General features: G+C 67.4%; 12 protein-coding genes and 1 pseudogene. 2 read left to right on the forward strand and 11 right to left on the reverse strand.

All coding sequences use genetic code 11. The features are described 5' to 3' along the window. Positions 1–5 precede the first annotated feature (5 nt). The 7 genes and pseudogenes from ACZ6RC_RS19665 to dnaB form a co-directional block, all read right to left on the reverse strand. Positions 6–2006: a LysR family transcriptional regulator gene (locus ACZ6RC_RS19665; RefSeq protein WP_469585727.1), complete on the reverse strand. Its 2001-nt coding sequence runs from the start codon at positions 2004–2006 to the stop codon at positions 6–8. A gap of 261 nt (positions 2007–2267) precedes the next feature. Further along, positions 2268–2549 (reverse strand): annotated as a pseudogene (locus tag ACZ6RC_RS19670) (hypothetical protein); the annotation flags it as partial. A 105-nt stretch (positions 2550–2654) separates the two neighbouring features. Beyond that, positions 2655–3773 (reverse strand): AAA family ATPase, encoded by a 1119-nt coding sequence (locus tag ACZ6RC_RS19675; protein WP_469584841.1) that lies wholly within the window; start codon positions 3771–3773, stop codon positions 2655–2657. Next, entirely contained in the window at positions 3770–4423 is a 654-nt protein-coding gene (locus ACZ6RC_RS19680; RefSeq protein WP_469584843.1) for a Mu transposase C-terminal domain-containing protein, read from the reverse strand. The genes ACZ6RC_RS19675 and ACZ6RC_RS19680 overlap by 4 nt, the downstream gene beginning before the upstream one ends. Positions 4424–4668: 245 nt before the next feature. Continuing rightward, a complete protein-coding gene (locus ACZ6RC_RS19685) occupies positions 4669–5817 on the reverse strand; it encodes a helix-turn-helix domain-containing protein (RefSeq protein WP_469584846.1) in 1149 nt (382 codons plus the stop codon). 71 nt (positions 5818–5888) lie between these two features. Beyond that, the gene (locus ACZ6RC_RS19690) at positions 5889–6533 is read right to left on the reverse strand and encodes a TnsA-like heteromeric transposase endonuclease subunit (protein WP_469584850.1); all 645 of its coding nucleotides are present in this window, start codon (positions 6531–6533) and stop codon (positions 5889–5891) included. Positions 6534–6804: 271 nt separating this feature from the next. After that, on the reverse strand, positions 6805–8292 hold the full coding sequence (gene dnaB / locus ACZ6RC_RS19695) for a replicative DNA helicase (protein ID WP_391139957.1): 1488 nt from the start codon (positions 8290–8292) through the stop codon (positions 6805–6807). Positions 8293–8718: 426 nt separating this feature from the next. On the opposite strand from dnaB, the gene ACZ6RC_RS19700 reads away from it, so the two are divergent. Further along, a complete protein-coding gene (locus tag ACZ6RC_RS19700; protein WP_469584853.1) occupies positions 8719–10056 on the forward strand; it encodes an MATE family efflux transporter in 1338 nt (445 codons plus the stop codon). A 90-nt stretch (positions 10057–10146) separates the two neighbouring features. On the opposite strand, the gene rplI is transcribed toward ACZ6RC_RS19700, so the two are convergent. From rplI to rpsF, 4 genes are all read right to left on the reverse strand, one after another. Then, the gene (gene rplI, locus ACZ6RC_RS19705; protein WP_391139961.1) at positions 10147–10593 is read right to left on the reverse strand and encodes a 50S ribosomal protein L9; all 447 of its coding nucleotides are present in this window, start codon (positions 10591–10593) and stop codon (positions 10147–10149) included. Between the two features lie 18 nt (positions 10594–10611). Further along, positions 10612–10848: a 30S ribosomal protein S18 gene (gene rpsR / locus ACZ6RC_RS19710; protein ID WP_005315025.1), complete on the reverse strand. Its 237-nt coding sequence runs from the start codon at positions 10846–10848 to the stop codon at positions 10612–10614. A gap of 57 nt (positions 10849–10905) precedes the next feature. Beyond that, complete coding sequence (locus tag ACZ6RC_RS19715) at positions 10906–11487, reverse strand: single-stranded DNA-binding protein (protein WP_453616087.1); 582 nt, start codon at positions 11485–11487, stop codon at positions 10906–10908. A 73-nt stretch (positions 11488–11560) separates the two neighbouring features. Further along, positions 11561–11851, reverse strand: a complete 291-nt coding sequence (rpsF, locus tag ACZ6RC_RS19720; RefSeq protein ID WP_159689873.1) for a 30S ribosomal protein S6 — start codon at positions 11849–11851, stop codon at positions 11561–11563. Positions 11852–12133: 282 nt separating this feature from the next. Between rpsF and ACZ6RC_RS19725 the strand changes: the two genes are divergently transcribed. Beyond that, positions 12134–12439, forward strand: coding sequence for a hypothetical protein (locus tag ACZ6RC_RS19725; protein WP_453616086.1), 306 nt, complete (start codon positions 12134–12136; stop codon positions 12437–12439). The last annotated feature ends 3 nt before the right edge of the window (positions 12440–12442 follow it).

The raw sequence follows: 12442 nt of genomic DNA on the forward strand, positions 1-12442 counted from the left end.
GCGTCTCAGGGCATCGTGTTGTCCTGCATCTTTCGAATGGCCTTGAGCACGTTCTTCCCCAGGGGAGTGAGCGTCATGGGCCTACCTCGTTCCGCCCGGACCAGGAGTGGTCCACCGAGTTCTCGTTCGATCCGGTTGATCTGTGCGACAAGGGTGAACGTGTTGAGGCCGAGGCCGCTCGCTGCGGCACCGAGGCTGGGGTAGGGAGATGCAGCCGCGAATCGGCTCAACCGTTCGCTGGCCCCATGGCCGCCGAGTGCCGGCCGAAGGATGCTTGGTGCTCGGCTGGCCTGGTCGACTGCCCGAAGTGCCTGGCTGTGACTGGACCCTCCGCGTGGTCGCAGCGGAACGTTGTGGGTCTTGGCCCAGCGGGCCATGTTCGCGGTGCTCATGCCAGCTTCTCGGGCGAGGTCCGGCAGGGTCCGGCGGCGGTGGACGTACTGCTCGATGAGCCAGGCCCGTTCGACAGTGCCGCGGCGCTTGTAGTCCTTGGGGCCCTCGCGGAGCGGGATGCCGTACTCCTTGGCAAGGTCGGTCAGCACTCTGCGGGAGAAGCCGGTGAGGGTGGCGATCTGCTGGAGGGACCGGCGCTCGTCAAGGTAGAGCCGGGTGAAGCGCTCTGCCGGAATGGCTTGCCGGGCCTGTTGCCGGATGCGGCCGGTGGCCCTGGCGGTGCTCTTCGTCAGCGGGGGTGCAGGGGCTGGATGTTTGTCGAGGACGTGCCGGATGGCCTCGACGGTCATGCCCAGGACCTGGGCGGCGTGCTGAACGGGGTGCTGGCGTTCGCGGACAAGCTGGTGCAGGCGGGGTAGGTCGACGTGTGCCGGGTCGGGGCCGGGAAGGGAGAGCCCTGCCAGCAGGGTGGCGGGCGGCTGCCAGGTCATGGGCTCGTCGTGGATGTGGTGTGAGGCCAGGAAGGTGAGGGCTTCCTGCTGGAGGGCATGCACGAATTCAGGGGTCTGAAGCGCGGTGAACCGCAGGGACGTCGCCCGGAACTCTGCATTGTCGGGCCCGCCCAGGTCGTTGGGGGCAGACTCGGCGGGCAGGCCGCTGAGACGTTGGAAGAGCTGGCTGCGTGCGATGCGTTCGCGCCGTCCGGTTCCCGGTGGTGTTCCGGTGCGGCGGCAGATCTCCAGCCAGCGGTCATGAGGAAGCAGGCCGGTGTAGTCGAGGAGTCGGCGCCGACCGTAGTCGAGGGGGGTGCTGTTGGCACCGAGGTAGTCCGCGAGCCGGTCCAGAGCAGTGGCGATGTCCGGCCATTGCGGAAGGTCGTCGACTTCCTGGAGGAGGCGTGACACCTCAGTGCCGTCAATGACGTCACCGATCAGCCCGGCTGCCTGGTCCAGGGATGTGCGGCTGTCGGGAATGAGCAACAGGGCGGCGAGAACGGGAGCCAGAGCGCGCGCATGGATTCCTTCAGGTGGTGCGAGGCGGATCGTCCAGGGCGGCCAGAACATCGTGGGGATCTTCCTGGCTCGCTGCTCGATGTCCCGAGTGGTCCGGGTCGGCCGGCGGGGGGTCTCGGTCATGATGCGGTAGCGGACGTATTCGCTGGGGCGGAGGGAAGGGGCGAGGGCCGCCAGGTGCACGGACTGCAGCACCGGGCTGATGCCCCTGCCCCAGCTGTCGATGCTGGTCGCCGAGATCTGCGTGAGTTCCTCGCGTACTGCTTCCAGCAGGTTCCGCAGGGCCTCGCCGGCCGGGTGGATTCCTGGTTGCTCCAGGATGCTCAGGGCCATGGTGACCGCGACGGCCGTGTCCGCGGCTCGGGACGGGGCCATGAACCCCGGACGTTCCATGGCCTGTCCGGTGTGCGGGGAGACCGCATCGGTGCTGAGGTGAGCTTCTGCGATGTCAGCCGGGATCTGTTCTCGTAGGACAGCTGCGGGCAGGTCGCTCAGGACGCGTATGCCCAGGGCCCGGATGTCGGCCAGCACCGCCGAGGCCGGCTGGGGAGAGGTTCGGTAGGGGCCGAAAGCTGCCGTTGCCCCGTCGATGATCTCCATCACTCGGTCCTGCGCCGTGAGAACCGGATGACCAGGAGGCAGGAGGAGCGTCGAAGCGCGGGTCAGATCGGTGCCGCAGCCCGCCGAGAACGGGCGGGTGGGGCGGGTCGGTGGATTGCCGCAGAGTTCAGGCCGGGGGACGGACCGGCCGGAACGGGGCCGCTGCCGCGGCACCCTCCCGCAGTGCGGGCAGCAGTCCGCCAGCAGCCTGCGGTGCCGGGTGCAGGCGAAGGAGAAACCGAGCCTCCAGGACAATTGCCATCGCCCACCAGTGGCATGAAGGCACTCCGGACAGAACCGGGATCCCCCTCCGCGGCCCCAAAGGACGTGCCGTGACACGGCCCGGCCCCCGGCACTCAGGTGGAGGGCCCGTCCGTCGTAATGAGCCAGGGTCAGCAGCGACTGTCTCCGGGGACGTCCCGGTGGCGTGTGCGACAGCGGCGGCCAACCGCTCGTCGAGGACGATCGTCCAGTCTGCCGGGATGCCCCTGAACTGGTTTCCGGCCCGGTGCCGGACCGGGAAGCCGAAGTGCAGCAGGACATCACCGAGCGCGGTGTCCATCCGTCTTGCTATCGCCTCCAGCCATGAGTCCAAGGCCTCGCCGGGCAGTGGAGCCAGCCGGATCGGCAGGGTGCGGGCCGGCGTTCTCATGCGGGTCGCCGGCTCCGGGGCCGCGGGCGGCTGGTCAGCCGTTTCTTCTCCAGCGCGGCCTGCAGTTCGAGGCGAGCGGCCTCGGATGCCTCGTCGTTCTTCACCCGGTCCATGAGCTCCTGGTCAAGACGTTCGGCGCCGGTGCGGACCGCCCGCTGGCAGCTGCGGTTGATCAGCGTCATCAGCGAGCCGATGTGTCCGGTGCTGCGGGCGAAGAGGTAGTCCGACAGGTCGTCCGCGAGCATGCCGGGATGCTTGTCGGTGAGCACGACTCGCTGTTCGAGGGCCAGCAGCATCTGCCGCCACTCCCGGCGCCCGGCCTCCATATCGATGGTGAACGGACGAAGCCCGAGGCGGGTGGTGCGGCGGCCGGTCTGGGCCAGAGCGGTGTCGCGCCCGTTCGTTCCTTCGCCGAACAGGCCCTTCTTCGCGAGCTCGACCCCCACCATCAGCAACGTCACCGGGAACTCGTTGGCGATCCACTTCAGGTGGTTGCTCACCTCGATGCCGCTCTTCTGTCCCCATTTCAAAAAGTGCAGATCGTCCAGAACCACCAGGCGGACATCACAGGACAGCACGCAGTCCAGCACCCGCCGTCCGAACTGGGCGGTGGTCCCCCGCATCTGTCCGGGGTGGCCGAAGAACTCCAGCATGGCCCGGTTGAGATCCTTCATTCCGGTGTTCCCGGTCAGCCCGACCCGGCAGACCGGGATCCGCTCGTGCCCTTGGCTCGTGAACGCGCCCGACTCCTCGATCTCCCGCTGGTGGAAGTCGCGGGCGAAGGCCAGCACCGAGGTCGTCTTGCCCAGACCCGGGAACGCGTCGACGGCCACCGCTCCCTTGGCCTTGTCGCCGTCCTGCTCGTTGCTGTCGACGATGTCCCATAGGTCTTCATGGAGCTCTGTCAGTTGCGGCGTCTTGACCGGGCCGATCTTCGCGTGCCACTGCCGGCGCTGACGGTCGTAGTCCGCCCGCGCCTGTGTGGGCAGGGACTTCAGCTGCTTGCGGGTCAGCAGGTCGGGCCGGCTGCGGCGAGGGCTCTCTGCGAACGCCTTGAAGTCCTCCTTCCGCGACAAGGCAAGACTGCCTGGCTGCGGAACGGTGCCGTCGTTCACACGTCCTCCAGGGCATCGGCGTAGAAGTCGTCCTCCCCGGCGAGGTCCTCCAGATCGGCCTCGTCGTCATCCCCGGTCTCCGTCACCACGTCGGGCTCCCGCAGTTCCGCGGTCTGCTCGTCCTTGCCGAGGGCCTTGCGTACGGACGGAAGCGAGACGACCGTCTCCGCCTCACTCTGCGGAAGCTCGATGGCGGCCTGCTCGCGCGAGAGCCGCAGGGCCATGCGCCGCTCGGCGATCGTGGTGCCCAGCCCGAGATTCCACCGCTCCAACAGATCAGCGACGGCAAGCCGGTCGTCAGGAAAGCGATACTTCGAGGCCGCCAGCTGCCGGGCGAACGTCAACGCGTCCTCGCTCAGCGGCATCTCGGCCGATGGCGCGTGCTCCCAGACCAGCGTGCGCCAGGCCCGAGTAGCCGGATCGCGGAAGTAGATCCGGGTGATGTCGTCGGGGTCCACCTGGAAAGGCCAGCCGTTCTTGACCGGACTGTCGTAGGGGCTACGGACTCCCGGCTCGGGCAGGCCGGGGCCGCTGTAACGGCGGCGGCCGATCTCGACCCCGTAGTGCTGGACCGTGCGCCACTTCGTCTGCAGGAACTCGTAAGCCAGGTCCCGGTCGCGGGGCGCTTCGATGTAACCCGCCCGCGCCATGCTCGAACATCTTCGCTGGGGACATCCGCAGACCCGGCAGACCGGGATCGACCAGACTGGAATGCGGCCGGCAGTGATAGACCGCCGCGGTCCACTCCCGAATGATCGCCTCAAGCTCGTCGAGGAAGAAGAACGCGTCGTCCTCCGGGCTCTCACCCCGCGAGTGGATGTCGGGGCCCTTATAGCCGGGCAGCACCTGCAGCAGCCCCTCCCGCAAAGTCCGGAAGTAGCGCTCGACCGGCCCCTTATCGCGGCCCGTCCGCAGCCGGGCCGGCTGGATGGAGATGCCCATCCGTCGGCAGACACTGGTCAGGTGCTCCGAGACATAGACCTTGCCGTGGTCGACGACCAGCGTCTCGGGAACCAAAGGCGGCGAGGCCAGCCCCGGGCCCGGTGGCGCCTTCGACATCGACCAGGACGGTGCGGGGGATGCCATGCTCGGGCCAGACCGCGTGCCGCGGCCAGTCCCGCCCCGCCAGCCGCGGCCGAAACGACTGGAACAGCACCGCACTGACATCCACCGCCTTCGTCGAGACCGGAGTCAGCCGGATCCCCGTGATGCAGCGGGAGTACCAGTCCATCCCGACACTCAACTCGGCCTGAACCCACTTCAGCGTCAACGGGTCGAACGCAAAGACGTCCAAGCGGGTGGAGTCCATCAGCAGATACTCACCCGGACGCGTCGACCGCAGCTTCCCGTACGGACCCTCCGGCCGACCGGCGATATCCCGGTTCCGCTTCGTACTCAGCCGGAACAGCGGATGGCGTCGCTCCAGCTCCTCCAGAAGGCGAAAGGCCGTCGCCCGGCTCGGCTGCCGCACCACCCCCTCACCGAACCGCGCTATTACCCGAGCCCGGGTCCGCTCGATCACCATCGTCCGCGACGGCCGCGACTGGTCGGTGTGCTCGACCATCACCTCTACCGCGGTCTCCACCCACCGATCATCAACTCCTGAGTGGGGTCTTTCTGTTGTCTTCTTCGGCGCGAGCCCGGCCTCTCCGCCACGACGAAAGTCAGAGACCCATTGCTTCACGGCACGAGGTGATACACCCAGCTCAGCCGCCTTTGCCGTGTATCGAGCCTCCCACGGTTGCTCCGGGCGATAGGCCGGTCGGGGCTCACCATCGCGTGCCAGTTCCGGAGCTCCAGACCGGTATCCCGTCAGAACCTCCCGGACGTGCTCAGCGCGTTCAAGGACTTTCGCCCGTGCAGAGCTGTCGAGCTGCCCAAGTACGACCGAAGCGATCTCCTCTTCGTCGTCGGCTGACGGTCCCGGGCCGTCTGGACTTACAGCGGCACGGTCCGAGAACAGAAGTTCTTTGAGTGACAGGCGCAGCAATCGCCCCCGGCCATCCTTCAAGACCACTTCGTTGCCTGCCGTGGTCGCAGCCATCTCCACCACCTCGACGGATTCCCCGTCGTAGCGGAAGCGCGTACCGACCCCGACCCGAGCCCCTGCTCTACTCATGCCACCCACCTCAGAACGTGTGAAGGGCCCAGCGGCCGATTGAGGTCGGTAACGAGAGACTGCATCCAGAGCAAATGATGGATGGCAGAGCGGACTTGGGGCTCCGGACGATTCGGCAGACAGCGCGCGCCCTGCCTCAGAGAGACACCATCGAGCTCAGCTCCCCGAAGGTCTTCCAGGACCTCTGGGCTGAACAGCCAGTCCCGTCGGAAGCCCGCCAGGAACCGGATGTTTTCCAGCTCCACGGCCGGAGGCTCGCTCCAGACCTCGTACTTCCACCCCCGCAACTCCACCGCCTGCCGGGTCCAATCGAAGGTGATCGCCACCTCTGGTTTGGACAGCCGATGCAGCGGCTTGACGTCGACGACCACCGGTGCCTGCTCGGTGAGGAGGAGATAGTCCGGTATGTGCCGACGGACCTTCCCTTCCAACACCGTCTTCAGCAAGAAGGGCTGGGCCACGATGCCGCGTACGGCCGGATCGAAGTCGGCGAAGAGCAACCGCGACAGCTCCAGTCGCGACTCGTAGATCACGTGATCCCGCATCGTCGCCGACCAGTAAGTGCCGGAGTAGTGCTTCTGACCCTTGTGCCAGCGGAACGTCCGCCACGGACAAGCCGACTGCAGGAGATCGGCAGGCACCGTACGCCAGTCTTGGTCCTCTACGAGAGCACCACGTTGATGACGGATACTCACCGTCGCAGCGACGTCCACCGCACCCCCAGCCCACGAGTGACTGCCCGTGTAGCCAAGGTGTCAGCGTTCACTCCCCGCATGGAGAGGTCGTCCCTCACGCCACCCATAAGAGTGAACGATCCGAGCTGCGAGTCTCATGATGGCTGCATAAATGCCATCCATATGCAGCGGGCGCTGAGATTATGAAGCTGGATTTGAGACCCTACAGGGCGGTCGATCAGGTCTGGGCCATGTCCACGAAGCGGGAGTAGTGGCCCTGGAAGGCCACCGTGATCGTCGCCGTAGGGCCGTTTCGGTGCTTGCCGACGATGATGTCCGCCTCGCCCGCGCGGGGGGACTCCTTCTCGTAGGCGTCCTCGCGGTGCAGCAGGATGACCATGTCCGCGTCCTGCTCGATGGAGCCGGATTCACGGAGGTCGGAGACCATCGGCTTCTTGTCGGTGCGCTGTTCGGGACCACGGTTCAGCTGGGAGAGGGCGATCACCGGCAGCTCCAGCTCCTTGGCCAGGAGCTTCAGGTTTCGCGACATGTCCGAGACTTCCTGCTGGCGGCTCTCGGACCGCTTGGAGCCACCCGACTGCATCAGCTGCAGATAGTCGATGACGACGAGCTTGAGGCCCGCGCGCTGCTTGAGCCGGCGGCACTTCGCGCGGATCTCCATCATCGAAAGGTTCGGGGAGTCGTCGATGTACAGCGGGGCCTGCGAGACGTCCGGCATGCGGCGGGCCAGGCGGGTCCAGTCCTCGTCGGTCATGGTGCCGGAGCGCATGTGGTGCAGTGCGACCCGGGCCTCCGCCGAGAGAAGGCGCATCGCGATCTCGTTGCGGCCCATTTCGAGGGAGAAGATGACGCTCGGCAGGTTGTGCTTGATGGAGCAGGCCCGGGCGAAGTCCAGCGCGAGGGTCGACTTACCCATGGCGGGACGAGCCGCGATGATGATCATCTGACCGGGATGGAGGCCATTGGTGAGCTGGTCCAGGTCGGTGAAGCCCGTCGGCACACCGGTCATCTCGCCGCTACGGGAGCCGATCGCCTCGATCTCGTCGAGCGCGCCCTCCATGATGTCGCCGAGCGGCAGATAGTCCTCGGTGGTCCGCTGCTCGGTGACGGCGTAGATCTCCGCCTGGGCGGAGTTCACGATCTCGTCGACGTCGCCGTCGGCGGCGTATCCCATCTGCGTGATCTTCGTGCCCGCCTCCACGAGGCGGCGCAGCACGGCCCGCTCGTGGACGATCTCCGCGTAGTAGGCGGCGTTCGCCGCCGTCGGCACCGACTGGACGAGCGTGTGCAGATACGAGGCTCCGCCGACGCGGGTGATCTCGCCGCGCTTGGTGAGCTCAGCGCCGACCGTGATCGGGTCGGCCGGCTCGCCCTTGGCGTACAGGTCGAGGATCGCGGCGTACACCGTCTCGTGGGCGGGCTTGTAGAAGTCATGGCCCTTGATGATCTCCACGACGTCCGCGATGGCGTCCTTGGAGAGGAGCATGCCGCCGAGCACGGACTGCTCGGCGTCGAGGTCCTGCGGAGGGACCCGCTCGAAGCCGGAGAGACCACTGTCCCAGGGACCGCCGTCGTCGCCGCGGTCGTGCTGGTCGTCGCGGCCCCTGCCCCGTCCACGGCCCTCGCCGCGGGGGCGGGCGACGGGCAGCCGGTCACTGGGGCCGCTGTCCGTCCAGGGGTCGTCCAAGGGCTCGGGAATGCTCACCCAGCCACCTCCTCCCGTCCGCTCCGGCGGACCTAGCCGTGCCACTCTTTCTTACGCCACGGCTCGGACAAACAAGAGGCGTTGACTCCGCTTCAAGCGCGTCGGGCGCCGGACCACGGTAGGCCCGCGGGCACCGTCAGCCAATCTGGTTATCCACAGGGCCTGTGGGTGAAGGACCAGATGCTGTGGAGAACTCCACAGAACCTGTGCACGGACCGGGGGACAGCCATGTGGACAAACTCATACCCCACCCGCGCCCACCACCCTGACCTGCGCGTTTCTCATCCACGGGCTGTGGGGGAGAAAAACTTTTCCTCACGGATCAAGATCAGAACAAACGGCGCACACCTGGAGCCCTCCGCCCCGTCACGGTAAGGATCTCTAAGGCATTGCATCACTTACCTGTGGAAGATTAGATTGGAGCGCATGACCCAGGCCACCGCGACACCCAAGGCTGCCCGCCGACGCCACGACCGAGAGATCATCTCGCTGGCCGTGCCGGCCTTCGGCGCCCTCGTCGCCGAGCCCCTCTTCCTCATGGTGGACAGTGCCATTGTCGGCCATCTGGGGACGCCCCAGCTCGCCGGTCTGGCCATCGCCGCAGCCCTGCTCTCCACCGCCGTCAGCGTCTTCGTCTTCCTCGCCTACGCGACTACGGCCGCCGTCGCCCGCCGGGTGGGAGCCGGCGACCTCCCCGCCGCGATCCGCCAGGGCATGGACGGCATCTGGCTCGCACTCCTGCTGGGCGCCGCGGTCGTCGCCATAGCCCTCCCGACGGCCCCCTGGCTGGTCGGGCTCTTCGGCGCCTCCGACACCGCCACCCCCTACGCGGTCACCTACCTCCGCATCTCCAGCCTCGGCATCCCCGCCATGCTCGTCGTCCTGGCCGCCACGGGTGTCCTGCGCGGCCTCCAGAACACCCGTACACCGCTGTACGTGGCCATCGCCGGCTTCGCCGCCAACGCGGTCCTGAACGTGGGGCTGGTGTACGGCGCCGGCCTGGGGATCGCCGGCTCCGCCTGGGGCACCGTGATCGCCCAGTGCGGCATGGCCGCCGCCTATCTCGTGGTGGTCGTCCGCGGTGCCCGTCGCCACGGCGCTTCCCTGCGCCCGGACGCCGCCGGCATCCGCGCCAGCGCCCAGGCAGGAGCCCCGCTCCTCGTCCGCACGCTCTCACTCCGCGGTGTCCTGCTGATCGCCACCGCGGTCGCGGCCCGGCTGGGCGACGCGGATGTGGCCGCCCACCAGATCATCCTGTCCCTGTGGAGCCTGACGGCGTTCGCCCTGGACGCGATCGCCATCGCCGGGCAGGCCATCATCGGCCGTTACCTCGGCGCCGGCGACGCGGAGGGCGCCCGACAGGTCTGTCGCCGCATGGTCCAGTGGGGCATCGCGTCCGGTGTCGTCCTCGGAGCACTCATCGTGGTGGCCCGGCCGGTGTTCATCCCGCTCTTCACCGGCGACACCACCGTCCAGGACACGCTTCTGCCCGCCCTGCTGGTCGTCGCGCTCTCCCAGCCGATCTGTGGCGTGGTCTTCGTCCTCGACGGCGTCCTCATGGGCGCGGGCGACGGGCCCTATCTCGCCTGGGCCATGCTGTTGACCCTGGCGGTGTTCGCCCCGGTCGCGCTTCTGATCCCCACCCTCGGCGGCGGTCTGACCGCGCTCTGGTGGGCCATGACCCTGATGATGACGGTCCGGCTGGTGACGCTCTGGGGACGCTCCCGCTCCGGCCGCTGGATCGTCATCGGCGCCACCCGCTGAATGTTTCACGTGAAACGCCCTGTTTCACGTGAAACAGCGAAAGGGCCGCACCCTCAGGGGTGCGGCCCTTCCTTACTGCTGAGAGCAGCGTTACGCAGCGACAACCTCGACGCCGAGCTTCGCGGCAACCTCGGGGTGCAGACGCACCGACACCTGGTGCGCGCCCAGGGTCTTGATCGGCGAGCCGAGCTCGACGCGACGCTTGTCGACGTCGGGGCCACCCGCGGACTTGATCGCCGAGGCGATGTCGGCCGGGGTCACGGAGCCGAAGAGACGGCCGGCGTCGCCGGAGCGAACGGCCAGACGCACCTTCACGCCCTCGAGGCGGGCCTTGATCTCGTTGGCCTGCTCGATGGTCGCGATCTCGTGGATCTTGCGGGCGCGGCGGATCTGCGCCACGTCCTTCTCGCCACCCTTGGTCCAGCGGATCGCGAAACCACGCGGGACCAGGTAGTTGCGAGCGTAACCGTCCTTGACATCGACGACATCGCCGGCGGCACCGAGGCCAGAGACCTCGTGGGTCAGGATGATCTTCATTTGTCGGTCACCCTTCCCTTATCGCGCGGTGGACGTGTAGGGCAGCAGCGCCATCTCACGGCTGTTCTTCACAGCCGTGGCGACGTCACGCTGGTGCTGCGTGCAGTTGCCGGTCACGCGGCGGGCACGGATCTTGCCACGGTCGGAAATGAACTTCCGCAGCATGTTCGTGTCCTTGTAGTCCACGTACGCGGTCTTGTCCTTGCAGAACGCGCAGACCTTCTTCTTAGGCTTGCGCACAGGCGGCTTCGCCATGGTGTTTCTCCTGTGTGATCAAGAAGTGGGGATACGAGCCACTCCCAGGGCAGTGCCCTAGAAGGGGGGCTCGTCCGAGTAGCCGCCGCCGCTGGAGTTTCCACCCCAGCTGCCTCCGCCGCCCTGCTGCTGCTGGCCGCCGGCCGGCGCGCTGGTCGCCCACGGGTCGCCGGCGGGAGCACCGCCACCACCCTGCTGGCCACCACCGGAGCTGCCGCCCCAGTCGCCGCCGCCACCCTGCTGACCCCCGCCGTAACCACCCTGGCCACCGCGACCGGTGGTCTTGGTGACCTTGGCCGTGGCGTTCTTGAGGCTGGGGCCGACTTCGTCGACGTCCAGCTCGTAGACCGTGCGCTTGACGCCCTCACGGTCCTCATAGGACCGCTGCTTCAGCCGGCCCTGCACGACGACGCGCATGCCTCGCTGGAGCGACTCGGCGACGTTCTCCGCCGCCTGACGCCAGACCGAGCAGGTGAGGAAGAGGCTCTCGCCGTCCTTCCACTCATTGGTCTGACGGTCGAAGGTGCGGGGAGTGGACGCGATACGGAACTTCGCGACCGCCGCACCGGACGGGGTGAAGCGCAGCTCGGGGTCGTCGACAAGATTGCCGACGACCGTGATGACGGTCTCGCCTGCCATGGGTGAACCTCTCGGCGGGATTGCTTCTGGCTGCTTACTGCTACTCGAACCCGATGACCTCTGAGCTAGGTGCTCAGTGGGTCTCGGGACGGAGGACCTTGGTCCGGAGGACCGACTCGTTCAGGTTCATCTGGCGGTCGAGCTCCTTGACGACCGCAGGCTCGGCCTGCAGGTCGATGACCGAGTAGATGCCCTCGGGCTTCTTCTTGATCTCGTAGGCGAGACGACGACGGCCCCAGGTGTCGACCTTCTCGACCTTTCCGTTGCCCTCACGGACGACGGAGAGGAAGTTCTCGATCAGCGGGGAGACAGCGCGCTCCTCGAGATCGGGGTCGAGGATGACCATCATTTCGTAGTGACGCATGTAGAACCCACCTCCTTTGGACTCAGCGGCCACGGTCGTTCCGTGGCAGGAGGGTCGTGATGCGTGCGCAACGGTATCGGTGACCACTGACAGCCCCCTCAGCGAGTGAGGAGTGCCGCCAGGCCCGAGTGGGCATGGGCAGACACCGGTGCAGACCGTACAGAGTACCCGCCCACCCGCTTCCGGTTGAAATCCGGTGGTGAGGGGACGCAATCTGTACACATCGGATGTGGGCGGCGCCACACGGCGCCGCCTTCCGGCAGGCACGCCAGGAGGTGCCCCATGGCACAGGCAATGCGACGCGAACCCGGACACTCCCTTCTCGCCACCGACGGCAAGCCCCACCCCCTCCAGGACACCTTGCTGGCGGTGACGCTCGTCCTGGGCGTCCTCGCCTTCGTCACCGCGATGTTCCACCACCTGCACCTGCTGAGCTCCTGGGCAGGCCTGATCGGGATCCTGACGGGCGCGTACGGGCAGTTCATCTCCGTCACGACGAGGGAGCGGTTCGCGCTGATCGTCGGGCTCGGCGCCTCAGCCGTGGGCTTCTACCTCGGCATGGCCCACGGCGGCCTCTTCGGCGGCTGATGA

The organism is Streptomyces sp. NPDC048353 (assembly GCF_055587165.1).